Here is a 23,873-nt window from a genome sequence, read left to right as displayed (position 1 = left end):
CGCCGGGCCCGCGGTCGGCCGCGGACCCGGCGGGGGTACGTCTCAGCGCAGGCGGTACGCCTGGATGACGCGCTGGGTGACCGTGTTGCCGGCGGTGTCCCGGGCGGTGGCCCGCAGCGAGACGTGTCCGGCGCCGGACGGGTGCCGCACGGTGGCCGCCCAGCCCTGGCCGTCGGGCCGGACCCGGGCCTGCTGCCAGGTCTTCCCGCCGTCGTAGGAGACGTCGACGGTCAACGCGGCCACCCGGGCCGGGGGCGCGCCCGGCTGCCGCTGCACCGTCACCGGGATCACGAAGCTCCGGCCCGCCGGGGCGGTGTTGTCCCGGTCCAGCCGGGGCGCGAACCGGATCGCCGACGCCGGCAGCACGGCCGGGTCGTCCCCGGTGACGTGCCGGGACCGGAACGTCCAGGTGGCCGACACCTCGGTGGCGAGGTCGGTGAAGCTCCGCTTCGACGACGTCTCCAGCCGGTAGTCGGCCGCGCCCGGCGGCACCTCGAACCTGCCGTACGCCGGCTCGGGCGTCTGGCCGACCAGCGCCCCGTTGCGGTAGAGGGCGGTGCGGGCGGTGTCGGCGAGCGAGCCGCCCGGGTGCCCCTCGGCGTCACTGTGCAGCGGCAGGTTCACCTCGATGTGGTCGCCCTGCCGGACGATCCCGGCCGCCGGGAACGACGGCCCGTACGGCGCGCTGTTCCAGCTCTCCCGGTAGTGCCGCCCGGCCCGCAGGCTCCGCTCCTCGGAGTACAGGACGGCCTTGGTGTCGGGCCAGCCGTCCGGGTTCGGCACCCCGAAGAGCAGCTCGGTCGACCAGCGCACGTCCCGGGTGTTGTAGTGCTCGACCCGCTGCCCCGGCGTGGCGGTGGGCACGCCGACCGCCCAGCCGCCGAGATCGGGGTCCCGGTGCGCGAAGACCAACCGGTCGGTGACCAGGCCCGGGCTGCCGCCGTTGAACCGGTGGGTGACGGTGGCCAGGTCCTTCGCCCGGTAGTGCCGTACGAAGCCGGTCGGCAGCCGGCCGGGCACGGCCTCGCTGAGGGCGTAGAGGTAGGGGCTGCTCGCCGCCTCCAGGTCGGCCCACTGGCTGCTGACCGTGGAGAAGAAGCGGTCCCCCGGCGCCGGCTGCCCGAGCCCGGCGGTGAAGAGACCGTCGAAGTCGGAGTCGAGCAGGCCGAAGGAGTAGCCGCCCCCGTCGATGAGGAAGTTCGCCTCGACGACCACGAGCGCCGGGGTGGCCGAGCGCTGCGGGACGCTCATCCGGACCGGCTTGCCCCGCCGGGCGTCGAGGGTGAGCCGGGTGTCCCCGGCGACCGCCAGCTCCGGCTGGACGAGCTGGGTGGCCGCGACGTACTCCTCGCCCTCGACGTCGTACACCCAGCTCGCCAGCCCGTACCGGCCCTTGGGGACGCGCAGTTCGGCGGTGCCGTCCGCGTCGTACAGCTCGTACGCGTCGAAACTGTCCAGCGAGACCAGCGTGGTGCCGTGCGCACCGGTGACCGCGCCGGCGCGGTTCAGGTGCCGGACGGTGACCGTGTAGCTCTCCACCTCCCGGTACACGGCCAGCGGCGTGCTGGCCACCACCGAGCCGGCGGAGCGGGCGACGATCCGGCCGGTGTAGTGGCCGTCCGGGCCGTCGACCCGGGTGTCGGCGGTGACGGTGGCGCTCGCCGTGCCACCGCCCGGCACGCTGATCCGGCTCGCGCCGAGGGTGAACATGCCGGCCGGCGCGGGTCTGCCGTCCGGACCGGTCGCCTCGACCGCCAGCTCCAGGTCGATCGTCGCGCCGTCGCTGCGCCAGGTCACGGTGCGGGTGATCGGGGTGTCGTCGTCGTGCGGCCAGAGTGCCCGCCCCAGCGACACGCTCGGCGGGTCAGTGGTCAGGTTCTGCCAGACCGCCTTCGACAGGTCGACCCGCCCGGCCCCCTGCTCGTACGCGGTCAGCTCCGGGTTGGGCTTCGCCGAGGACATCAGGAGCGCCTTGAGCCGGCCGCCCTTGTGGTCGGGGTGCTTCTGGGCCATCAGCGCCGCCGCGCCGCTGACGTGCGGGGCGGCCATCGAGGTGCCCGACAGCGCCACGTACCCGTCGCCGGCCGGCTCGCCGATCACCCCGTCCCGGCTGCGCGCCGCCACGATTCCCACCCCGGGGGCGGTGATGTCGGGCTTGATCGCGTCGTCGCCCGTACGGGGACCACGGCTGGAGAAGTCGGCGAGGCTGTCGTCCCGGTCGACGGCGCCCACCGAGAGGGCGGCGTCGGCGGTGCTGGGGGAACTGACCGGGGCGAACCGGCCGGAGTTGCCGGCGCTGATGACGAAGAGGGCGCCGGTCTGCGCGGTGAGCGTGTTGACGGCCTCCTCCAGCGGGTCGAGCTGCGGGGTGTCGAAGCCGCCGAGGCTCAGGTTGATCACGTTGGCCCGCTGGTCGACCGCCGCCCACTGCATGCCGGCGAGGATCGCCGACTCCGGGCAGCCGTACGTCTCGCAGACCTTGCCGTCGAGCAGCGTCGCGTCCGGGGCGACGCCCCGGTGCCGCCCGTTGGACGCGGCGCCCGTGCCGGCGATGGTCGCGGCGACGTGCGTGCCGTGCCCGACCACGTCACCCGGCGCGGACTCCTCGGTGAAGTTCTGCCGCTGCGCCACCCGACCGGTCAGGTCCGGGTGCGTGGCGTCGATCCCCGTGTCCAGCACGGCGACGCGGATCCCCCGGCCGGTGAATCCGGCGCGGTGCGCCTCCGGCGCGCCGATCTGCGGCACGCTGCGCTCGAGCGTGAGCTGCCGCCGGCCGTCGAGCCAGATCCGGTCGGCGCCCCCTGCCGCGCCGACCCTCGCGCCGGGGGCGGCGACCGCCGCCCAGACCTCCGCCGCCCGCCGCTTGCTGGCGGTGGCGGCGAGCCCGCCGACGGCGGGCAGCTCGCGGGTGACCGTCACCCCGCCGGGCACGGCCGAGCGCCGGGCCGCGCCCTTGCCGCCGGTGATCAGCAGGGGCAGGTCGTCGCGCCGGGCGTCGTCGTAGCCGGCGGCGACCAACTCGGTGACGTCGAACAGCCGCGGGTCGACCCGCCCCTCGCGGATCGGCGCCACGGCGTCCTCGGGCACCACCGAGAGGTGGCCCCGGTCGCGTCGGGTCAGGAAGCGGACGTCCTCGCGCCCGGGTGCGGGACGCACGCTGGCCCGGGTGCCGGTGAGGGTGACGCGGTCGCCGGTGAGCAGTGTGACGGTGACCGGGCGGCTGGCCGCGCCCGCCGCCGGAGACGACGCGGCGGGGCCGGCGGTCGGCTCGGGACGGGCGGCCGGATCGGCGGGTGCCTGGGCCACGGCCATGCCGGGGGTGCCGAGCACCATGCCGAGCACCAGACCGAGACCGACCAGTTTTCTTCTTCGCTGCAACGGATCCTCCTCGTCGGGCGTTACTACCTGTAGAGAGAGACGCATTGACAGTCATCAGGGTTGCATACCGGGTATGCAAAATGAAGACACGAAGATGACGGACCAGCCAACAACCGGCCCCCCGCTTCGGGGATGATCGGCCGGTGACCTCCATGAAGGAACGCATGCTGGCCGGCGAGCCCTACATCGCCGAGGGCCCGGAGATCGCCGCCGACCTGGACCGGGCCACGCGGCTGATGGAACGCTTCAACACCAGCCCCGCCGCCGACCCCGAGGCCCGGCTCGCCGCCCTGCGCGACCTGCTCGGCGAGGTCGGCGAGGGCACCAACGTCCGGCCACCGCTCTACGTCGACTATGGCCGGCACGTCCGGATCGGGCCGCGCAGCTTCGTCAACTTCAACGCCGTCCTCCTCGACGTCGCCCCGATCACCATCGGCGCCGACGTCCAGATCGGACCCAACGTGCAACTGCTCACCCCCACCCACCCCGTCGAGCCCGGCCCCCGCCGCGACAAGTGGGAGGCGGCCAAGCCGATCACCATCGGCGACAACGTCTGGCTCGGCGGCGGGGCCATCGTGCTCGCCGGCGTCACCATCGGGGAGAACACCGTCGTCGGCGCGGGCGCCGTGGTGACGAGGGACCTGCCGGCGAACGTCGTCGCCGTCGGTAACCCGGCCCGGGTCGTACGCCAGCTCGACTGACCACGATCAAGCCCACCACCTGCACAAACACCCTCCGATCACTGGCGCGACACGCATGCCACCCGGCACTGTGGGTGGTGACGTCGTCACCAGGGGGCGGGCATGGACGATCCGGTTCTCGAACTGCGCGTGCACGGGGTCTCGAACACTCCCCCGGGTCAGATCCTCGGCCTGCGTCCGGCGCCGGGGGCCGACGCGCCGCCCCCGCCGTGGCTCGTCGCGGGTGGACCGGTCACCGGTTTCTACCGCTCCCCTGCCGCCGAGCCGGCTGACCCGGTCGTCGTCGAGGCGTACAGCTGGGGGCAGTTGACCTCCGGCGCGCGGACCGCGCGGGACGTGGAGCGCGCACTGTGGACGCTGCTGCTCCCGTTCACGTTGGCCAACGTCGCGCTGCACGCCCGGCCGTCCGTCCCGGCCGACGCCGCCGCCGAACGCTGGAACAGCACCTCGGGGACCACGGCCTGGCTCATCCGGCTGTTCTGCCTGAGCCTCACCGGCACCCTCGCCCTCACCCTCACCGCCGTCGGGGTCGACCTCGTGGGCTGGCAGTGCGTCGACACGGACTGCCTGCGCCGCGTCCCCGGCCCCTGGGAGTTCCTGGGGCAGGGCTGGTGGAGCGAGGGCGCGCGATCGTTGGCCGTCGGCCTGCTCCTACCGCTCGGCGTGCTGGCCCTGATCGGGCTGGTGACCTGGCGGACCTACCAGTACGAGGCGCAGATGCCCGCCGAACCGGTGCTCCCGTCGGGGGCCCCGCAGCCGACCGGCGTACCCGCGGACGGGTCGGCGCAGCCCGCGCCGGGCCCGGCCACGCCCGAGCCGCCCCCCGGCCCGCCCGACAATCCGTTGCAGGACCGCACCTTCTGGATCGGCGAGGGCCAGTTACGCAGGGGCGCGGTGCTGCACCTGTGCACCGGCGTGGTCGTCTCCGCCGCCGTACCGCTGGGCGCGGTCCTCGCGATGGACCCGCCCCGGGGCGTACGGGCGGCCGTCGCCTGGACCACCGTGGCGGCGCTCGTCGCCGTCGTGCTGGTCGCGGTCGTGGCGCTCGCGAGACCCGGCCTGACCCGGCGCGCGGGAGCCACCCCGCTCGGCGGGTGGAGCGTCACGGTCGCCGTGCTCACCGCCGCGGGGCTGGTCGGGACGGTGCTGATCCTGCTGCTGCCCGAGGGTGCGGCGGGCACGCCCCTGCCCAACCTGCGCCCGGCGCCCGACTGCCTCCCGTACGCCGTCGCGTCGGCCGCGCCCGGATCGTCCGGCGGTCCGGGCACCTGCCCGACCGACCGGTCGTTGCCGGGCCTCGACTGGATCGTCGCCTGGCTCGGCACGGGACAGTTGCTGCTGCTGATCGCGATCGGCGCGGTGGCCCGCTCCGGGCGGCGGGCGCTGGCCGCGCCGGCGGCGGCCGGCCTGCTGCTCGTTCTCGGGTTCGCCTGGTTCACCGGCTGGCTGCCCGCGCTGCCGCCCCCGCCCGCGGCGCTGGATTTCTGGGCGGTCGTCGTCCCGGTCGTCGCCCTGGCCGCCACCGGACTGCTGCTGCCGCGCATCCCTGCGCCGGCCGGGCGACAGCCCCTGTCACCCCACACCGACCTCGCCTGGGGCGGTCGCGCCCCGGCCGTCATCGCCGGCTTCGGCTGGATCCTCTGCGTCTCCTACAGCGCCGGACTGCTCTACTGGATCACCGGCCGACTGAACGGCGACCCGCACCCCGACGGGCCCGTGGTGACGCCCCCGGTCCCCGTGATGTGGGCCGGGCTCGCGTTCGCCGGCGCCCTGCTCGCGCTCGCCGCCACGGCCGCCCGGGCCGGTCTGCTCTACCTCCGCCTGCGCCGGCACGAGTACGCGGAGGCGACGGCACGCACCGCCACTCCCCTCTCGGCGCACGAGCTGCGGCGCTGCCGCGACGTCAGCGCGTGGCGGGCGCTGCACCGGCTGGTCGGCGACCATGCCGTACGGCTGGTCGGTTGGTACGCCGTCGTGTCCCTCGTGCTGACGGCCCTCGCCTGTGCCGCCCTGCTCGCCCGCAAACCGCCGCACCCCACGGACGCGACCGGCGGCGCGGCGGTGATCGCCTGGATCTCCGAGATGGGCGACCGGCTGCTCGGCTGGCTGCCGATGCTGATCGCCACGGTGGGCCTGCTGGTCTACCGCAACGACGTCGTCCGCCGCTCGGTCGGCGTGGTCTGGGACGTGGGCACCTTCTGGCCCCGGACCGCGCACCCGCTGGCCCCGCCCAGCTACGCCGAGCGGGCGGTACCCGAGTTGCAGACCCGCGCCGCCGGGCTGCTGGCGCTCGCCGAGCACGATCCCCGCAGCGTGGACGGGATCATCCTCTCCGGGCACAGTCAGGGCACGGTGATCTGCGCGGCGGTGCTCCTCCAACTGCCCGCCCGGTCGCGGCGGAGGATCTGGTTCTTCTCGTACGGCTGTCAGCTGACCCGGCTCTACGGGCGGGTCTTTCCCGGATACTTCGGCCCGGACCGGCTGCCGGTGCTGGCCGAGGCGTTGACCTCGCCCGACGGCCGGATCCGCTGGACCAACTTCTGGCGGGACACCGACCCGCTCGGCTGGCCGGTCACGGCCGGGGAACGGGACCTGCCCGTACGCGACCCGGAGGCGCTGCACCCCAGCGACGGGGAGGTGGCCGACCCACCGATCCGCAACCACAGCGGCTATCCCGAGGCGCCCGAGTTCCACCGGGAACGCTCGCGGGTGGCGTGGCTGCTGCGCCGGGGCGTCCCGGCACCGAGGCGCGGCTCCGGCTGACCCCGCCTGGCCCCGTCAGGGCTGAGCGTGGTTCCTCGTCCGAGGGCTGAGCGTGGTTCCTCGTCAGGGCGGCGGTGGCTCGGCGAGCCGGACCACCAGGTCGGCGCGGCGCGCGGTGTCGGCCACCAGGGCGGCGTTGGCCTCGTCGCTGCCCGTCGCCCACTCCCGCGCCTGCTCCGGCGACCGCCCGTACGCCTCGTGCCGGGCGGTCAGCCGGCGCAGCCGCAGCTCGGCGTCCAGGTCCAGGAACCACGCCTCGTGCAGCAGCTGCCGCACCTCGTCCCAGGGCGTCCCGGCCATCAGCAGGTAGTTGCCCTCGGTGATTACCAGCCGCACCGACGGCGGCACCTCGATCGAGCCGGCCACCGGCTCCTCCAGGTCCCGGCGGAACGCCGGCGCGTAGACCGCCGTCGGCTCCAGCCGCCGCAGGCGGCGCAGCAGCGAGACGTAGCCGTTGGCGTCGAAGGTGTCCAGCGCCCCCTTGCGCTCCGCCCGGCCCAGGCGGCGCAACTCGGCCTGGGCGAGGTGGAACCCGTCCATGGGCACCAGCCGGGCCGTCGCGCCGACCGCCTCGACGATCCGCTCCGCCAGCGTCGACTTGCCCGCGCCGGGCGGCCCGGCGATGCCGAGCAGTTGCCGCGGGCCGGCCTCGGCGAGGGCCCGCGCCCGCTTCACCAGTTCGTCGATCCCGACGACCCGGGGCGCGGCCATCAGCCGAGGACCGGCTCGCTGATCGCGAACCGCGCCTGCACCGCGGCGTGCACGGTCTGCGGTTGCGGGTCGAGTTCCAGCTCCGGCGTGCCACCGCCGGCACCGCCGGCCGCGTACGCCATCCGGCTCATCATCGGCTGCTCCATGGCGCCCGCGTCGGACAGCTCGATCAGGGCGGTCACCTGGGCGCCGAGCGCCTCGGCGTATTCGCGGGCACGCAGCAGGGCGTCGGCGAGGGCGGCGTGCCGGGCCTCCCGGTGGGCCGGGCTGTCCGGCCGCAGCGACCACCACGGCCCGGCGACCTCGACCTGGTCCTGGTCCGCCAGGCGCAGCATCAACTCGCCGAGCGCGGTGAAGTCGCTGACCGTCACGGTCGTGGTCACACTGCCGCTGTACGCCACCACCCGCTCGCCGGATCGCCGCGTCTCCGGCCGCACCCGCAGCTCGCCGGTCTCCCGCCGGTCGATGCCGGCGCCCTCGCCGTCGAGCAGCACCCGCACGGCGGCGGCCCGCTCCGCGAGCCGGGTCAGCGTGGCCTCCCGGTCCCGGTCGCGTGCCCTGGCGGTCACCGAGAACCGGGCGACCTCCGGAGCCACCTCCCGGTACGCCTCACCGCGCACCGTAACCACCGGCCCGTCCACCATGCCTTCACCCTAACCGCGCGTCCACCGGCCCGCCCGCCGTCTCAGCGCACGTCGGCCGGCGCTGCCGGCGGGAGGTGGCCCGTGTAACCCACCCGGTCGCCGTCGATCCGGCACCCGGTGAGGTAGCCGCCGGCGGCCCCCAGGCCCATCAGGTACGCGACCTCGGCGCGGTGGTCACCGTCGGCGGGGAACTCCCGCCGGTGGGCGAGCAGGTCACGGTCGAGAAAGGCGGTACGCAGGCCCTGCGCCCGCTGGAGGAGAGCGACCAGGGCGTCGTCGTCCCGGGCGCGTAACGCGGCGGCCAGCCCGTCGAGGAACGCGCTGACCTGGCCGAGTTGGCGTACCACCTGCTCGCGGTTGTCGAGCAGCATGTTGGCCGTACGCCGGGCCGGGGTGCCGGCGACCCGGGTGCCGTCACGGAAGCTGCCCGCCGCGAGGCCCAACACGGCATCCGTGACGTCCGACCCCGCGACCGCGCCGGCGAGGCTGCCGGCGAGCAGGTGCGGGATGTGGGACGCGAGCGCCACCACCGAGTCGTGCACCGTCGGCGACATCGGCACCACCCGGGCGTCGAAGACGTCCACGATGAGGCTCGACAGCATCCGGAACGGCCCGATGCCCTCGGCCGCCGGGCAGAGCACCCACGCGGCGCCCGCGAAGAGGGCCGGCACGGCGGCGGTGATCCCGGACCGCTCGGTACCCGCCATCGGGTGGCCGGGGACGAACCGGTCGGTCAACCCGTGGGCGGCGGCGAAGGCGGCCACCGCGCCCTTCGTGCTGCCCACATCGGTGAGGACGCATTCGTCGCGGGTGTGCCGCACGGCGCTGAGCAGGGTCTCCGGCAGGCTCGGCAGCGGACCGCAGAGAAACACGACGTCGCGGTCACGGACCGCCTCGCCCAGTTCGTCGGGGAAGGCCACCCCGCGTTCGCGGCCCGCCGCCCGGGTGGCCTGGTCCGGGTCCCAGCCGACGACGTCCAGCCCCGCCTCGTGCAGCCGGAGCAGGATCGAGCCGCCGATGAGGCCGGTGCCCACCACGGCGGCCCGAAGCCGTCCTCGGGGACTGTCCGCCATCACGCGCCGCCGGTCCCGCTCAGGCGAGCCGGCCGGCGACCGCCGCCACGTGCTCGTCGGACTCGGTCAGGGCCACCCGGACGTGCTGCCGGCCGCCCGGGCCGTAGAAGGCTCCGGCGGCGACCAGGATGCCCCGCCGGGCCAGCCAGTCGACCGTCTCCCAGCAGTCCTCCCCCCGGGTCAGCCAGAGGTAGAGCCCGGCCTCGGAGTGCTCGACGGTGAAGCCCGCGCCGGTGAACGCGGCGTGCAGGACGTCCCGCCGGGCCCGGTAGCGCTCCCGCTGCTCGTCGGCGTGCCGCTCGTCGCGCAGCGCGGCCACCATCGCCGCCTGCACCGGCGCCGGCACGATCATCCCGGCGTGCTTGCGGATCTTGAGCAGCTCCGCCACCAGCGCCGGGTCGCCCGCCACGAACCCCGCCCGGTAGCCGGCCAGGTTGGAGCGCTTCGAGAGCGAGTGCACGGCCAGCACCCCGTCGTACGACCCGCCGCAGACCTCGGGCGAGAGCACCGAGACGGGTGCGGCGGACCAGCCCAGCGGCAGGTAGCACTCGTCGCTGGCGACCACCGCGCCGCGCTCCCGGGCCCAGTCGACCACCTTGCGCAGGTGGGCGGCGGGCAGCACCCGGCCGGTGGGGTTGCCCGGCGAGTTGACCCAGACCAGGCGCACCCGGGAGGTGGGGCCGACGGCGGTCAGCGAGTCGGCGCGTACGACTGTGGCGCCGGCGAGCCGCACCCCGTCCTCGTACGTCGGGTAGGCGATCGAGGGCACCACGACGACGTCGCCGGGGCCGATCCCGATCAGGGTGGGCAGCCATGCGACGAGTTCCTTCGAGCCGATCGTCGGGAGCACGCCGAGACCGTCGACCCCGGCGCCGCAGGCCCGCGCGGTCCAGGCCGCGATCGTGTCGCGCAGCACCGGGGTGCCGGCCGTCAGCGGATAGCCGGGGGCGTCGGACGCGTCGGCCAGCGCCTGCCGGATCACCCCGGGCACCGGGTCGACCGGCGTACCCATGGAGAGGTTGATCAGACCCTCAGGGTGCGCCGCGGCCAGTGTCGCCGCGGCGTCCAGAGCGTCCCAGGTGAACTCGGGCAGCCGCGACGAGACCGGCGCGGGCCGGCTCAGTGGCCCTCGCCGCGCGGCGGCTGCGCGGCGACGAAGGTGGCATCCTTCTCCACCTTGCCGATCTTCGAGGCACCGCCGGGCGAGCCCAGCTCCTCGAAGAACTCGTAGTTGGCGCCGGTGTAGTCCTTCCACTGCTCCGGGACGTCGTCCTCGTAGAAGATCGCCTCGACCGGGCAGACCGGCTCACAGGCACCACAGTCGACGCACTCGTCGGGGTGGATGTAGAGCATCCGGTTGCCCTCGTAAATGCAGTCGACCGGGCATTCCTCGATGCAAGCCTTGTCGAGCACATCCACGCACGGTTCGGCGATGATGTAGGTCACCGGTCTTCTCCTCCGCAAGACACGCCGCGATCACCCGCGACGGTAAGAGCCTAGTATCTCGCCGGGGAGGGGGTCGATCGTGCTCCGACAGCAGGATGTGGGACACCGGATCGTGGTGCGCCGGATCGTGGGGGTTCGCGAAGGTCGGCCGCTCTACTCGGACGCCCTCGGCGAGTTGGTCGAGCTGAGTGACACCCACCTCACACTCGCCACCGCGCAGGGCCGGCTCCAGGTCCCGGTGGTCGAGGTGCACCGGGCCAAACGGGTGCCGCCGGCCCGCCGGCCCACCGCCGCCGCCGTGGTCGAGCTGGAACTGGCCGCCGACGAGGCCTGGCCCGCCGCCGTACGGGGACGGCTCGGCGACTGGCGGCTGCGCGCCGCCGGCGGCTGGACCGGCCGGGCCAATTCGGCGCTGCCCGTGGGCGACCCCGACCGGCCGCTGCCCGCCGCCCTCGACGCGGTGCAGCGCTGGTACGCCGACCTCGGCCTGCCGCCGATGGTCAACACCCCGCTGCCCCTCGCCGCCCCGGTCGGCGCGGAGCTGGACGCCCGCGGCTGGGTCGGCCGACCGCCCGTACTGGTGCAGACCGTGCCGCTGGCGGGGCTGCCGCCGGCCGCGCCGGAGCGCGCCGGGGCACCGCCGGTCGTGCTGGCCACCGGCCCGTCGGACGACTGGCTCACCGTCGCCGCCGGCCGCAAGGGCGGCCTGCCGGACGCCGCCCGGCACGTGCTCACCGCCGTGGACCAGGTCCGCTTCGCCCACGTGTACGCCGACGGCGCGCTGCTCGCCATCGGCCGGGGCACGGTCACCGGGCAGGGACGCTGGCTCGGGCTCAGCCTGATCGAGGTGCTGCCCGAGGCGCGGCGGCAGGGCCTGGCGGGCCGGATCATCCGCGCGCTCGCCGACTGGGGCGCCGCGACCGGCGCCTCGCGCGCCTTCCTCCAGGTCGAGCAACGCAACACCCCGGCGGTGGCCCTCTACCGCACCCTGGGCTTCACCACCCACCACACCTACCTGACCCGCACACCCCCACCCTGACCCCACCCGGCCCCGCTCCCGCTCCCCCTCCCCTCCGCCGTCCCCTGCCCCTCCACCCGCCGCGCCCTTCTGCCCGCCGCGTCGATCATGAAGTTATTGCCAGCGGAAAGCGCTTTCAGTGGCAACAACTTCATGATCGACGCGGTGAGGCGGGGGTGGTGGGCGGGAGAAGGGGTGGGGTGGGGAAGGGGAGGGCGGGCTGGCCCGGTGGGTGGGTCAGCGGCGGACCACGCGGCGGGGCTTGGTGGCCCTGAGTTCGGCGTACCGCTTGAGCGACTGCGAGCGGTAGTCCAGGCCGAGCGCCGTGACCAGCAGGAAGCCGAGCAGCACGCCGACGCCGGCCGCCGCGAGGTAGAGCCAGATCTGGGCGAAGAACATGCCCGCGCCCCCGCCGAACGGGTTGTCCCCGACCAGCAGCGGCCCGACCAGCACCGTCAGCAGCAGCGCGATCCCGGCCGCGGCGGCCACGTCCGCGCCCCAGGCGGCGACCGGCCGACGCTTCCCCCAGAAGAAGGCGACCGCGGCCAGGACCAGCCCGATCACCACGAACATCCCCAGCGACACCCGGTCGGCGGCGGCCGTGTCATCGCCGTCGAAGCCGAACCGGGTGACCAGCCGGGCGACCACGTTGACCGCGAACAGTGCGACCGCGAGAATCCCGATCGCGCGCCACCGCTCCCTCATCGCACGCCTCCAGCCGTACCGCCCGCCCCGGCGGCGGGCATCCTTGGCACGAATGTCTACCACCGCAACCTGTGCGGCGTCAGTCCCCCGACCGGACCGGTGGCGGTGCCAGTACCTGCCGGAAACCCATCACCGCGAAGGTCATCGCGCCGGCCACGATCATCGCCAGGCCGACCCAGTTGTCGCCGGTGACGAGCAGGTCCCCCTCGGCGGTGCGGACCGCCGCGACCGCCATCAGGACGAACCACGGCGTCGCCGGCAGCGCCACCGCCCAGCGACGGCCGACGGTCTCGTGCGCGAACCAGCTCAGCGCGATGTTCGCGCCGATCGCCACGAGCACCGAGACGCCGATCAGGTGCCCGCCTACCCGGAGCGTGGCCAGCAGCAGCTCCAGCACCGCGGTGAGCGTCCCGGCGAGGACGGCGACCAGCCCGCCGGCGACGCGCAGGGCGAGGTCGAGCAGCCGCCGGGACTGCCCGGACGGTGGCGGCGCTGTCTCCTCCGGGGCGGCCGACATCGACGCGACGGGCAGGGTCACCGGAGACCGGCCGCCGCGACCGGGGACCGGTCCGGGCCGTCGGCGACGTCGAGCCCGGCGAAGAGGTCGTCCTCCCAGCCGTACGGGCCGCTGCCCGGTCCCTTCTGCCCGACGGCGAGGGTGTAGTACTCCATGCCCATGAACTCGCCGCCGAAGCTCCCGGCGATCGAGTAGAGCCAGGAGGTGTCGGGGATCTGCGTGGCGTGCGCCCGCATCGCCGCCTCCTTGGCGGCGTGCTGGTCGGTGGCGTCGATCCGCGCGGCGATCTGCTCGTCGGGCGTGCCGAAGGGCAGCTCGGAGATGTCCTGGATGCCGGCGAAGGGGTTGTCGGAGGACTCGACGAAGTGGCCCATCCCCGCCTCCAGCACGCTGAGCGGCATCGCGGTCCAGTAGACCTTCGCTGGGGCGAAGCCCTCCGCGCCGGCCAGCTCGTGGGCGCGCATCGCCACCCGGTGCGCCTGGATGTGGTCCGGGTGCCCGTAGAAGCCGTTGTCGTCGTACGTGACCATGACCTGCGGGCGTACCTCCCGCATGATCTCCACCAGGTGCCCGGCGGCCTCGTCGAGGTCGGCCTGCCAGAAGGCCCGGGGATGCTCGTTGGTGGCGAGACCCATCATGCCGGAGTCGCGGTAGCGCCCGGCGCCGCCGAGGAAGCGGTGGTCGGTGACGCCGAGCGCGGCGCAGGCGGCGTTCAGCTCGGCGATCCGCCAACCGCCGAGCTGGTCGGCCTCGGCGGCGGCGAGCTGTGCCAGCGCCGGCACGTGGATCTCACCCTCCTCGCCGAGGGTGCAGGTCACCAGGGTGACGTGGGCGCCGGCGGCGGCGTAGTGCGCCATCGTCGAGCCGGTGCCGATGGACTCGTCGTCGGGGTGCGCGTGGACCAGCAGGAGCCGGCGGTCAGGCAGCGTCGTCACGCCGGTCACTCTAACCGGCGGTTCTGCCCGGCCGGCCCTGACGCGTCCGCGCAGGTCCGCCACATCACCCCCCGTCACCGCTCTACGATCTGGGCTGTGGACTTTCCGGAGCTGGCCGCCCGCACCCGTCGGTTCAGCCGCGGAGCGCCTCGGGCGGTCACCGTGGCCGACGACGGCTCCCGGGTTCTGTTCCTGCGTTCGGCCGGCCCGGAGGACCCGGCCGACGCGCTCTGGCTGCTCGACGTGGCGACCGGCGAGGAGCGGCTGGTCGCCGATCCGGCGGCGCTGCTCGGGGCCGACGCCGACCCCGACGCGCTGAGCCCGGGCGAGCGCGCGCTGCGCGAGCGGCTGCGGCTGAGCGCCTCCGGCATCGGCTCGTACGCGCTGGACGGCGCCGGGCGGGTGGCGGTCTTCGCGCTGGCCGGGCGGCTGTTCCGGGCCGACCTGGTGCACGGCGACGTGGTCGAGGTGGCCACCGTCGGCCCGGTGCTGGATCCCCGTCCCGACCCCACCGGGCAGCGCCTGGCGTACGTCACCGACGCCGCCGAGGGGGTCCGCCGGGGTCAGCTGCGGGTGGTCGAGCACGACGGCACGGACACCCTGCTGGCCGGCGAGGACTCCGGGGTGACCTGGGGGCTGGCCGAGCACATCGCGGCCGAGGAGTTCCACCGCTTCCGCGGCTACTGGTGGGCGCCGGACGGCCGCTCGGTGCTGGCCGCCCGGGTGGACGAGTCCCGGGTGCAACGCTGGCACCTGCACGACCCGGCCGACCCGGCGAGCCCGCCGACCACGGTCGCCTATCCCGCGGCGGGCGGCGCGAACGCCGAGGTCAGCCTGCACCTGCTGGATCTCGACGACGGCTGGGTCGACGTGCACTGGGACCGGGAGACCTACCCGTACCTGACTGCCGTGCACTGGGCCGAGGGCGGCCCGCTGATCACCGTGCTGCGCCGTTCCCAGCAGCACGGCCTGGTGCTCGCCGTCGACCCGCGCACCGGCGAGACCCAGGTGCACGCCGAGCTGGCCGACCCGCGTTGGGTGGAGCCGATCCCCGGGACGCCGGCGCACCTGCCGGACGGCCGGGTGCTGGTCGGCGGCGAACTCGCCCACGACGGGTATGACGCGCGCTGCCTCTTCGCCGACGGGACCCTGCTCACGCCGCCGTCGCTCTACGTGCGGCGGGTGGTGGGGCGGCTGCCGGGTGGCAGCGGCCCGGCCGACCTGCTGGTGGAGGCGAGCGACGGGGAGCCGAGCGAGCGGCACCTGTTCCGGGTGCGTACCACCATCGGGGGCGGGGTGGACGCCCGCCGGATCACCACCGACCCGGGCTGGCACACGGCCGCCGTGGGCGGGGACGTGCTGGTGGTGGGGAGCGCCTCGCTCGACCACCCGGGCACCCGGTGGACGGTGTGGCAGGGCGAGCGCGAGGTGGGCGTGCTGCGCTCGCTCGCCGCCACCCCGCCGTACGCGCCGCTGCCGCTGCTGGAGCGGGTCACCGACCGGCGCCTGCCGACGGCCGTGCTCTACCCGGACAACTACGTCACCGGCCGGCGGCTGCCGGTGCTGCTGGACGTCTACGGCGGGCCGGGGCACCAGGAGGTGCTGGCCGCCCGTGGGGCGTGGCTGGAGCGGCAGTGGTGGGCCGACGCCGGCTTCGCGGTGGTCACCATCGACAACCGCGGTACGCCGGGCGTGGCCCCCTCCTTCGAGAAGGCGATCCACCGGCGGGTGGCCGACGTCGTCCTGCTCGACCAGGTGGACGCGCTCACCGCGTTGGCCGGCAAGCACCCCGACCTCGACCTGGAGCGGGTGGCGGTGCGCGGCTGGTCGTTCGGCGGCTGGCTGGCCGGGCTGGCGGTGCTGCGGCACCCGGAGCTGTTCCGCTGCGGCATCGTCGGGGCGCCCGTCACCGACTGGGCGTTGTACGACACCGCCTACACCGAGCGCTACCTGGGTCTGCCGGAGGACGGCACGGACATCTACGCGCACCATTCGCTTGTGGAACTGGCCGGCGAGCCGGTGTCGGACCCGGCGGAGGCCCGGCCGTTGCTGCTGGTGCACGGCCTGGCCGACGACAACGTGGTGGCCGCGCACACGCTGCGGCTGTCGGCGGCGCTGCTGGCGACGGGCCGCCCGCACTCCGTGCTCCCGCTGACGGGGGCCACCCACATGGCCGCCGGCGGCACCGCCGAACGCCTGCTCAAGCTGGAACTCGACTTCGTCCGCCGCCACCTGGCGTAAGGCGGTGCAGGAAGGGCACCTCCCCTGACGCTCAGCGTCGGGAAGGTGCCCTTCCTTGCACTTCAGAGCGCGCCGGTGGGAGCACCGGCGCTGCCCGGTGTCACTGCTTGACGTACGCGTCCACGAAGCTCGGCCAGCCGAAGATGCTGCCCACGAAGATGCCACCGGCCTTCTCGCCGTGCGCGACGGAGACCACCTCGGTGTACAGCGGCACCGCCGGCGCCGTCTCCTTCATGAGCCGCTCGTCGAGCTTGCTCCACTCCTCGGCCTGCTTGGCCGGGTCGAGCGCGAGGACCCGGTCGAACTCCGCGTTGATCGCCTCGTTGTTGAGCTGCGAGGTGTTGCTGTTGCCCTCGGCCTTGATGCCACGGCCGTCGAAGAGCACCGGCAGGATCGCCGCGCCGCTGGGCCAGTCGGCCGCCCACGAGTCGACCCAGAGGTCGTACGGGTTGTCCTTCTTCTTCACCGTGTCGAGGTAGCCGTCCTCGGGGATCGTCTTGATCGTCACGGTGAGGCCGACCTTCTCCAGGGCGTTCTTGATCTGGGTGGCCCGCTCCTGGGAGCTGCTCACGTCGGAGGTGAGCAGCACCAGGTTCTGCGTCTTGCCGGCGAGCACCTCCTTGGCCTTCTCCGGGTTGCCGCTGTCACCGGCCGGGTACGCGTCGAACTGCTTGTAGCCGAGCGTGGTGGGCGGCAGCAGCGTGGTCAGCGGCACGGCGCCGTAGGGGCCGCCGAGGTTCTTGGTGATGCTGGTGCGGTCGATCGCGTAGTTGATGGCCTGGCGCACCGCCAGGTCGGTGACGCGCGTGGTGTTGATGCTCAGCCGGTACGCGTTCGGCGTGGCGGCGACGATCATCCGCTCCTTGAGCTTGGGGTCGCCGGTGACCTTGGCGATCAGCTCGGACGGGACGCCGCCGGTGGCGACCGCCGCGGCGTCGTTGCCGGTGCCGGCGAGCACCCGGTTGGTCTGGGCGGCCTGGTCGGCGCCCAGGGACCAGATGAACTTGTCCGGGTACTGGTGGCGCACGGCGTCGGTGGCCGGGTCCCAGTGCTCGTTGCGCTCGAGCACGATCTCGACACCCGGCGTGTGCTTGGTCATCTTGTACGGGCCCGACGAGAACGGCTGGTTGTCCAGGTTGACGCCGGTGTCCTTGTCCGCCGGCAGCGGCGCGGTGGCCGGCAGCGAGACGGCGAACGGCAGGTCACAGCGGGGCTTGTTGAACTCGAAGCGCAGCGTCTTCTCGTCCGGCGTGGTGAGCCCCGGCGGCAGCGAGGTCTTGTTGGCCTTGAAGTCCCACTTGGTGTCGTACTGCGGGCTGTCGACCAGCCACTCCTGGATGTAGGTCGGGCCGCCGGTGAGGTCCGGGTCGAAGGACCGGGCGATGCCGTACGCGATCTCCTTGCTGGTGATCGGCCGGCCGTCCTCGAACTTCACCCCCTGCTTGATCTTGAACTCCCAGACCTTGCAGTCGTTGTTGACGTTGGTGCCGGGGGTCTCGGCCAGGTCGCCGACCAGCGTGACGTTGCCCTTGCCGTCGTCCTTGAACGTGGTGAGGAAGCGGGCGTAGAGCTGGCTGCCCATCAGGCCCGCGAACGAGTAGATCCGCTGCGGGTCCATGTGGGAGATCTTGTTCTGCCGCAGGATGTAGAACGTGCCGCCCTTGGCCGCGCCGGGCACCTCCGGCGCCGGGCCGAGAGAGTCCTTGGGGTCGGTCGCGATGGCGCCGGTGCGCGGCTTGGTGGTGTCCACCCCGCCGGTGTCGTCACCGGTGTTCTCGCTGCACGCACCGAGGGAAACCATCAGTGCGATCGCACCGCCCAGGGCGGTGACGCGTCTTGCTCGCATTCTCACTCCTCCGGATCGCCGATGAAGGAAAGCTTCGCCTAGCCTTCAATGACGGTAAATTTCGAGCGGATAACGGGGCTACAACGATCGGCACCCGGCGGACCGGGGTCAGCCGAGGCGCACCCGAGGGTCGACGAACGCGTAGAGCAGGTCGACGACCATGTTGGCGATGACCACGAACAGCGCGGCGATGAGCACGGTCCCCATGATCGTCGGCAGGTCACCCTGACGGACCGCCTCCACCGCCGTACGACCCAGTCCCTGGATGCCGAAGGTGGTCTCGGTGATCACCGTGCCGCCGAGCGCCGCGCCCACGTCGAGGCCGGCGATGGTGACGATCGGCGTGATCGCCGCGCGCAGCGCGTGCTTGCCGTACACCTTGCGTTTCGGCATGCCCTTGGCCCGGGCGGTACGCACGAAGTCCTCCGAGAGCGTCTCCAGCATCTGCGCCCGGGACAGCCGGGCGTAGATCGCGGAGAAGAGCAGCGCCAGGGTGACCCAGGCCAGCACCAGCCCCCGCGCCCATTCCAGGGGACTCTCGAACAGGGACGTGTAGCGCGGCGTGGGCAGGATCTTCAGCGTGTACACGAAGACCAGCAACAGGACCGCGCCGACGAAGTAGAGCTGGAGCGAGGCGAAGGTCAGGGTGAGACCTATCGAGATCCGGTCGAGCAGCGAGCCGCGCCGCAGCGCCGAGACCATGCCGAGCCCGACCCCGACGGCGAGCCACAGCACCGCCGCGGGCAGGACGATGCTCAACGTCACCGGCAGCACCCGGGCGAAGGTGTCGGTGACCGCCTCGCTGTTGACGTACGAGTAGCCGAGGCAGGGCGCCGCGCACTCGCCGCCCTGCGCGCTGCCCAGGTCGCGGCCGACGAAGATGCCCTTCATGTAGTCGGCGTACTGCTGCACCTTCGGCTCGTTGAGACCCAGTTCCGTCCGCACCCGTTCGAGGCGCTCGGCGTTGCAGTTCTTCGGGCACATGCCGGTCACCGGGTCGGCGGGCAGCGCGAAGAACAGCAGGAAGCTGACCACACTCACCGCGAACAGCACCGAGATCGCGAGCGTCACCCGCTTCAGCAGGAAGCGCACCATGCGCAGTACCCCTTACCGTGACGACTTCGGGTCGAGCGCGTCACGCAACGCGTCGCCGAAGAGGTTGAACGCCAGCACGAGCGCGAAGATCGTGATGCCGGGGAAGAAGACGTATGCCGGGTCGGTCTGCAGGTAGTCGATGCTCCGGAAGATCATCCGGCCGAAGCTGGGCACCGACTCGGGCAGCCCGACGCCGAGGAAGGACAGCGCCGCCTCGCTGGTCACGTACGACGGCACCAGCAGCGAGAACGACACCAGGATCGGGGCCCAGATGTTCGGCAGCAGCTGCCGGAAGAGCATGTGCCCGAGCCCCGCGCCGCTGGCCTTCGCCGCCTCCACGAACTCGCGTTCGCGCAGTGACACCACCTGCCCCCGGACCAGCCGCGCGGTGCTGGTCCAGCCGAACGCGGTGAAGACCACGATCAGCGTGGTGACCGCGAACCAGGTCGGCACCTCGTCACGCGGCCCGTAGAAGCGCAGCGAGAACGTCGGCACCACGGCCAGCGCGAAGATCAGGAACGGCATCGCCAGGGCCACGTCGGTCACCCAGCTGATCACCGCGTCCGCCACGCCGCCGAGGTAGCCGGCGAGGATCCCGAGGACCACGCCGATCGCCGTGGTGATCAGGGCGGCGCCGAGCGCGATCAGCAGCGAGGTGCGGATGCCGTAGATCATCCGGATGAAGATGTCCCGGCCCAGGCCGGGTTCCAGCCCGAACCAGTGGTCGCCGCTGATTCCGCCGACGTACCCCAGCGGCATCCCGGTGCTGTCCAGCAGGTCGCCGAACTGCTCGTTCGGCGTCACCCCGTAGAGCCGCTGGACCAGGGGCGCACCCAACGCCAGCAGCACGAAGACGACCAGCACGATCCCGCTGACCAGGGCCGTGCGGTCCTTCCGCAGCCGGCTGAGGACGAGTTGGCCGGGCGAGCGGCCGATCAGCGTCTTCTGCTCGCCGGTGTCCGCGCCGGACTCGATCTCGGCCAGCGCCGTGCCCTCGACCGGGGACAGGCTCACTTCGCCACCTCCTCGGCGGTCGTACCGGCCCCGGCGGTCCCGGGGTCCACCGACGGCGCGTCGTCACCGGCCGGCCCCGTCTCCGGGAAGTGGCAGGCGGTGGCCTGGTCGCCGCCGCGCGGCACCAGCGCCGGCTCCTCGGTGGCGCACCGCTCCTGCGCCTTCCAGCACCGGGTGCGGAAACGGCAACCCGACGGCGGGTCCAGCGGCGTCGGGACGTCCCCGGAGAGCCGGATCCGGCCCGCCGCGCCGAGCTGGGTGACGTCGGGGATCGCCGAGAGCAGAGCCCGGGTGTACGGGTGCTGCGGGCGTTCGTAGATGTCGTCCCGGTCGCCGATCTCCACGATCTTGCCGAGGTACATGACGGCGACCCGCTGGCAGAAGTGCCGCACCACGGCCAGGTCGTGGGCGATGAAGACGAACGCCAGGCCGAGATCGCGTTGCAGGTCGCGCAGGAGGTTGACCACCTGTGCCTGGATCGACACGTCCAGGGCGGAGACCGGCTCGTCGGCGACGATCAGCTTCGGTCGCAGCGCCAGCGCCCGGGCGATGCCGATGCGCTGCCGCTGGCCGCCGGAGAACTCGTGCGGGTAGCGGTTGTAGTGCTCCGGGTTCAGCCCGACCAGCTCCAGCAGCTCCTGGACCCGCTTCTTCACCCCGCCCGGCGGCTCGATCCCGTTGACCTGCAACGGCATCGCCACGATCCGGCCCACCGTGTGTCGCGGGTTCAGCGACGCGTACGGGTCCTGGAAGATGATCTGGAGGTCCTGCCGCAGCGCCCGCAGCTCGCGGCGGCCGGCGTGGGTGATGTCCCGCCCGGCGAACTCGATGCTGCCCGCCGTGGGCTCCAGCAGGCGGACCAGCATCCGCCCCGTGGTCGTCTTGCCGCAGCCCGACTCGCCCACCAGGCCGAGCGTCTCGCCCGGCCGCACGTCGAAGTCCAGCCCGTCGACGGCCCGGACCAGCCCGCCGCGCCGCAGGCCCTCGCGCACCGGGAAGTGCTTGGTCAGCCCCCGCACCCGCAGCAGCGGCTCAGCGGTCTCGGCCGGGCGCACCGGCCCGGTGTCCACCTGGGTGCTCATCGGAGCCCACCTCCGTTCGCGACTGCGGGACTCCGCTGCGCTACGTTCCTCGCGCTCACCCGGGTGCCACCTTCGTTCGCGACTGCGGGACTCCGCTGCGCTGCATTCCTCGCGCTCACCGGGATGCCACCTTCGTTCGCGACTGCGGGACTCCGCTGCGCTGCGTTCCTCGCGCTCACCGGGCGACTCCCACCTGGGCGATGTCCTCCGCGTACAGGCGCGTCCGGTCGTCGGCGGAGAGGTGGCAGGCGACCAGGTGGCCGGGCGCGCCGGCGGGACGCAGCTCGGGGACCTCCGTGCGGGACCGGTCGCCGTTGCGGTCGGCGTACCGGCAGCGCGGGTGGAAGGCGCAGCCGGACGGCAGGTTGATCAGGCTCGGCGGGTTGCCCCGGATCGGCACCAGGTCCGCGTCCGCGTCGCCGTGCAGCGAGGGCACGCTGGAGAGCAGACCCCAGGTGTACGGGTGCTGCGGCCGGCGGAGCACCTGCTCGACGCTGCCGTGCTCGACGGCCCGCCCGCCGTACATGACCAGCACCTCGTCGGCGACCTGGCTGACCACGCCCAGGTCGTGGGTGATCAGGATGATCGCGGAGTGGAACTCGGCCTGGAGGTCGGCCAGCAGGTCGAGGATCTGCGCCTGCACCGTCACGTCCAGGGCGGTGGTCGGCTCGTCGGCGATCAGCAGGTCCGGGTCGTTGACCAGCGCCATGGCGATCATCGCCCGCTGCCGCATGCCGCCGGAGAACTCGTGCGGGTACTGGTCGAAGCGGCGGGCCGGCTGCGGGATACCGACCCGGCCCAGCATGTCGACGGCGCGCTGGCGGGCCTCGCGCTTGCCGGCCTTCGGGTGGTGCACCCGGTACGCCTCGGCGATCTGCCTGCCCACCGTGTAGTACGGGTGCAGCGCCGACAGCGGATCCTGGAAGATCATCGCCATGTCCCGGCCGCGCAGCCGGCGTACCTCCTCGTCGGGCAGGCCGACCAGCTGTCGGCCGCCGACGGAGATCTCCCCGGTGATGCTGGTCCGCTTGGCGCTGTGCAGCCCGAGGATGGCCAGCGAGGTGACGCTCTTACCCGAGCCGGACTCCCCGACGATGCCGAGGGTGCGCCCCCGGGCCACCTCGAACGACACCCCGTCGACGGCGCGCACCACGCCGTCCTCGGTGTCGAACCGGACCCGCAGGTCGCTCACCCGCAGGTAGGGATCCTGGCCGGAGCGCTGCTCCGGCGCGCTGGGGCGGTCCGGTTTTCCGGACGGCGCCGACCCGGGACTGTCCACGACCGCCTCCCTCAGTGACGAAGAGAACTTACAGGAAACCACTGAGGGTGAAAATAAGCTACAAAGCCGGGTGCTGTCAGCGGGCCACAGCGTAACGAGTCCGCAACGGGCGTGAACACCCTCACCTCGCCATTCACGGGCGTTGACGTCCCGCACGCACAGCGGGTGCGACGATGGGCGCGGCAGCCCTGGAAGGATTCCCGCCGGCACGAGGCGGGGGTGACCATGACCGCGGCGGTGTTCGGCCACGACGGCCCGTGGCGCGAAGAGGAGTACCTCGCCCTCGGCGGGACGCTGGTGCCGACCGAGCCCGTCCGGGCCGCCATCCGGCCGGCGGATCTGCTCGCCTGACACCGCACGCCCCGCTCCGGTGAAGTTCTTAACATCCGGCCATCGATCACCGTCCAGGGCTTCCCACCAGCCCGGACACACGGGACACTGCCTTGCGCGGACGGCTCGCAGAGATCGGCGTAACGTGTGTCACTTAGCTGCGCCGAATCGTCGGCGTGGTCGTTGGTGTGCGCATGACGCGGCAGGCGGCGCGGGTTCGCGGTCCGCATGCCGACCGGAACTTGATCCGCCCCGTGAGGGTCCTGTCAGGGAGACGACTGAATGACATCAACGGCAACGAGGCCGCTGGGGGCGCGGGCGCGCGCCGCCATCGCGGCGAAGACGTTGCGTACCGACCGCTGGTGGCTCGCCCCGCTGATCACGGTGATCGGGCTCGGCGCATGGGTGGCGTACGCGACGGTCCGGGTCTTCATGCACAAGTGGTACTGGGTCGAGGACTTCCACTACCTGACCCCGTTCTACTCCCCCTGCGTGACCGACCGGTGTCTGCCGGAGGCCGCGCACTTCGGACGGTTCCTGCCCGGCTGGTGGATCATCCCGGACGCGGCGCTGACGCTGCCGTTCCTGCTGCTGTTCCGGCTCACCTGCTACTACTACCGCAAGGCGTACTACCGGTCGTTCTGGCTGTCGCCGCCCGCCTGCGCGGTCCCGGACGGGCACAAGTCCTACAGCGGCGAGACCCGGTTCCCGCTGCTCGGGCAGAACCTGCACCGCTACTTCTTCTACGCCGCCGCGATCATCTCGCTGATCAACACCTGGGACGCGATCCTGGCCTTCCACTCCCCCAAGGGCTTCGGGTTCGGGCTGGGCAACCTCATCCTGCTCGGCAACGTGGTCATGCTGTGGGCGTACACGATCTCCTGCCACTCGTGCCGGCACATCATCGGCGGGCGGCTCAAGCACTTCTCCAAGCACCCGGTGCGCTACCGGGCCTGGACCTTCGTCTCGGCCCTGAACGTCCGGCACATGCAGCTCGCCTGGATCACCCTCGGCACGCTGGCCCTGACGGACTTCTACGTCATGGCGCTGGCTGCCGGCTGGTTCAACGACCTGCGGTTCATCAACTAGAGGGCC

At 73.2% G+C, this 23,873-nt stretch carries 20 protein-coding genes; 6 read left to right on the top strand and 14 right to left on the bottom strand.

Annotation, left to right across the window (positions count from 1 at the left end; all coding sequences use genetic code 11):
• Positions 1 to 42 precede the first annotated feature (42 nt).
• Positions 43 to 3,378 (bottom strand): S8 family serine peptidase, encoded by a 3,336-nt coding sequence (locus ACGFIG_RS03485; protein WP_392998733.1) that lies wholly within the window; start codon positions 3,376 to 3,378, stop codon positions 43 to 45.
• 143 nt (positions 3,379 to 3,521) lie between these two features.
• On the opposite strand from ACGFIG_RS03485, the gene ACGFIG_RS03480 reads away from it, so the two are divergent.
• Together ACGFIG_RS03480 and ACGFIG_RS03475 are read left to right on the top strand one after the other, a co-directional pair.
• Entirely contained in the window at positions 3,522 to 4,079 is a 558-nt protein-coding gene (locus ACGFIG_RS03480; RefSeq protein ID WP_392998731.1) for a sugar O-acetyltransferase, read from the top strand.
• Positions 4,080 to 4,181: 102 nt separating this feature from the next.
• A complete protein-coding gene (locus ACGFIG_RS03475) occupies positions 4,182 to 6,842 on the top strand; it encodes a hypothetical protein (RefSeq protein ID WP_392998729.1) in 2,661 nt (886 codons plus the stop codon).
• Positions 6,843 to 6,905: 63 nt separating this feature from the next.
• Here ACGFIG_RS03475 and ACGFIG_RS03470 read toward each other — a convergent pair whose 3' ends face one another.
• From ACGFIG_RS03470 to fdxA, 5 genes are read right to left on the bottom strand one after another with little or no spacing between them, the layout of a single operon-like run.
• Positions 6,906 to 7,553 carry a nucleoside/nucleotide kinase family protein gene (locus ACGFIG_RS03470; protein ID WP_392998727.1) on the bottom strand — a complete coding sequence of 216 codons (648 nt, stop codon included), beginning with the start codon at positions 7,551 to 7,553 and terminating at the stop codon, positions 6,906 to 6,908.
• Complete coding sequence (locus tag ACGFIG_RS03465) at positions 7,553 to 8,197, bottom strand: SIMPL domain-containing protein (RefSeq protein WP_392998725.1); 645 nt, start codon at positions 8,195 to 8,197, stop codon at positions 7,553 to 7,555. The genes ACGFIG_RS03470 and ACGFIG_RS03465 overlap by 1 nt, the downstream gene beginning before the upstream one ends.
• A gap of 41 nt (positions 8,198 to 8,238) precedes the next feature.
• A complete protein-coding gene (locus ACGFIG_RS03460; protein WP_392998723.1) occupies positions 8,239 to 9,270 on the bottom strand; it encodes a prephenate dehydrogenase in 1,032 nt (343 codons plus the stop codon).
• Positions 9,271 to 9,289: 19 nt separating this feature from the next.
• Positions 9,290 to 10,393: a succinyldiaminopimelate transaminase gene (dapC, locus tag ACGFIG_RS03455; RefSeq protein ID WP_392999408.1), complete on the bottom strand. Its 1,104-nt coding sequence runs from the start codon at positions 10,391 to 10,393 to the stop codon at positions 9,290 to 9,292.
• A complete protein-coding gene (gene fdxA, locus ACGFIG_RS03450; protein ID WP_091422126.1) occupies positions 10,390 to 10,716 on the bottom strand; it encodes a ferredoxin in 327 nt (108 codons plus the stop codon). Before fdxA ends, dapC begins: the two co-directional genes overlap by 4 nt.
• 79 nt (positions 10,717 to 10,795) lie before the next feature.
• On the opposite strand from fdxA, the gene ACGFIG_RS03445 reads away from it, so the two are divergent.
• Entirely contained in the window at positions 10,796 to 11,755 is a 960-nt protein-coding gene (locus ACGFIG_RS03445; RefSeq protein WP_392998721.1) for a GNAT family N-acetyltransferase, read from the top strand.
• 216 nt (positions 11,756 to 11,971) lie between these two features.
• On the opposite strand, the gene ACGFIG_RS03440 is transcribed toward ACGFIG_RS03445, so the two are convergent.
• The 3 genes from ACGFIG_RS03440 to mshB form a co-directional block, all read right to left on the bottom strand.
• Positions 11,972 to 12,439: a hypothetical protein gene (locus ACGFIG_RS03440; protein ID WP_392998719.1), complete on the bottom strand. Its 468-nt coding sequence runs from the start codon at positions 12,437 to 12,439 to the stop codon at positions 11,972 to 11,974.
• Positions 12,440 to 12,518: 79 nt separating this feature from the next.
• A complete protein-coding gene (locus ACGFIG_RS03435; protein ID WP_392999406.1) occupies positions 12,519 to 12,956 on the bottom strand; it encodes a hypothetical protein in 438 nt (145 codons plus the stop codon).
• Positions 12,957 to 12,973: 17 nt separating this feature from the next.
• Complete coding sequence (gene mshB / locus ACGFIG_RS03430) at positions 12,974 to 13,900, bottom strand: N-acetyl-1-D-myo-inositol-2-amino-2-deoxy-alpha-D-glucopyranoside deacetylase (RefSeq protein WP_392998717.1); 927 nt, start codon at positions 13,898 to 13,900, stop codon at positions 12,974 to 12,976.
• A gap of 87 nt (positions 13,901 to 13,987) precedes the next feature.
• On the opposite strand from mshB, the gene ACGFIG_RS03425 reads away from it, so the two are divergent.
• A complete protein-coding gene (locus ACGFIG_RS03425) occupies positions 13,988 to 16,132 on the top strand; it encodes a prolyl oligopeptidase family serine peptidase (RefSeq protein WP_392998715.1) in 2,145 nt (714 codons plus the stop codon).
• Between the two features lie 100 nt (positions 16,133 to 16,232).
• Here the strand turns inward: ACGFIG_RS03425 and ACGFIG_RS03420 are convergent, their stop codons facing one another.
• The 5 genes from ACGFIG_RS03420 to ACGFIG_RS03400 form a co-directional block, all read right to left on the bottom strand.
• A complete protein-coding gene (locus tag ACGFIG_RS03420) occupies positions 16,233 to 17,978 on the bottom strand; it encodes an ABC transporter substrate-binding protein (protein WP_392998713.1) in 1,746 nt (581 codons plus the stop codon).
• A gap of 108 nt (positions 17,979 to 18,086) precedes the next feature.
• Positions 18,087 to 19,073, bottom strand: a complete 987-nt coding sequence (locus ACGFIG_RS03415) for an ABC transporter permease (protein WP_392998711.1) — start codon at positions 19,071 to 19,073, stop codon at positions 18,087 to 18,089.
• A gap of 12 nt (positions 19,074 to 19,085) precedes the next feature.
• Positions 19,086 to 20,087: an ABC transporter permease gene (locus ACGFIG_RS03410; protein WP_392998709.1), complete on the bottom strand. Its 1,002-nt coding sequence runs from the start codon at positions 20,085 to 20,087 to the stop codon at positions 19,086 to 19,088.
• Positions 20,084 to 21,169, bottom strand: a complete 1,086-nt coding sequence (locus ACGFIG_RS03405; protein ID WP_392998707.1) for an ABC transporter ATP-binding protein — start codon at positions 21,167 to 21,169, stop codon at positions 20,084 to 20,086. The genes ACGFIG_RS03410 and ACGFIG_RS03405 overlap by 4 nt, the downstream gene beginning before the upstream one ends.
• A 175-nt stretch (positions 21,170 to 21,344) precedes the next feature.
• Positions 21,345 to 22,448, bottom strand: a complete 1,104-nt coding sequence (locus ACGFIG_RS03400) for an ABC transporter ATP-binding protein (protein ID WP_392998705.1) — start codon at positions 22,446 to 22,448, stop codon at positions 21,345 to 21,347.
• Between the two features lie 219 nt (positions 22,449 to 22,667).
• Between ACGFIG_RS03400 and ACGFIG_RS03395 the strand changes: the two genes are divergently transcribed.
• Together ACGFIG_RS03395 and ACGFIG_RS03390 are read left to right on the top strand one after the other, a co-directional pair.
• Entirely contained in the window at positions 22,668 to 22,799 is a 132-nt protein-coding gene (locus tag ACGFIG_RS03395) for a hypothetical protein (RefSeq protein WP_392998703.1), read from the top strand.
• 261 nt (positions 22,800 to 23,060) lie between these two features.
• Positions 23,061 to 23,867, top strand: a complete 807-nt coding sequence (locus ACGFIG_RS03390; protein ID WP_392998701.1) for a hypothetical protein — start codon at positions 23,061 to 23,063, stop codon at positions 23,865 to 23,867.
• Positions 23,868 to 23,873: the final 6 nt, after the last annotated feature.

The sequence above is a fragment of the Micromonospora sp. NPDC049048 genome, assembly GCF_043197615.1.
In the GTDB taxonomy this organism is placed as follows: Bacteria; Actinomycetota; Actinomycetes; order Mycobacteriales; family Micromonosporaceae; genus Micromonospora.
The sequence above is the reverse complement of the archived record's forward strand: the minus strand, read 5'-3'. Positions and strand labels throughout refer to the sequence as shown.

Coding starts and splice junctions, on each gene's coding strand:
- ACGFIG_RS03420 (WP_392998713.1), bottom strand. CDS start 17,978: ATGCGAGCAAGACGCGTCACCGCCCTGGGCGGTGCGATCGCACTGATG.
- ACGFIG_RS03390 (WP_392998701.1), top strand. CDS start 23,061: ATGACATCAACGGCAACGAGGCCGCTGGGGGCGCGGGCGCGCGCCGCC.
- ACGFIG_RS03415 (WP_392998711.1), bottom strand. CDS start 19,073: ATGGTGCGCTTCCTGCTGAAGCGGGTGACGCTCGCGATCTCGGTGCTG.
- ACGFIG_RS03475 (WP_392998729.1), top strand. CDS start 4,182: ATGGACGATCCGGTTCTCGAACTGCGCGTGCACGGGGTCTCGAACACT.
- ACGFIG_RS03435 (WP_392999406.1), bottom strand. CDS start 12,956: ATGTCGGCCGCCCCGGAGGAGACAGCGCCGCCACCGTCCGGGCAGTCC.
- ACGFIG_RS03405 (WP_392998707.1), bottom strand. CDS start 21,169: ATGAGCACCCAGGTGGACACCGGGCCGGTGCGCCCGGCCGAGACCGCT.
- ACGFIG_RS03440 (WP_392998719.1), bottom strand. CDS start 12,439: ATGAGGGAGCGGTGGCGCGCGATCGGGATTCTCGCGGTCGCACTGTTC.
- ACGFIG_RS03465 (WP_392998725.1), bottom strand. CDS start 8,197: ATGGTGGACGGGCCGGTGGTTACGGTGCGCGGTGAGGCGTACCGGGAG.
- ACGFIG_RS03460 (WP_392998723.1), bottom strand. CDS start 9,270: ATGGCGGACAGTCCCCGAGGACGGCTTCGGGCCGCCGTGGTGGGCACC.
- ACGFIG_RS03470 (WP_392998727.1), bottom strand. CDS start 7,553: ATGGCCGCGCCCCGGGTCGTCGGGATCGACGAACTGGTGAAGCGGGCG.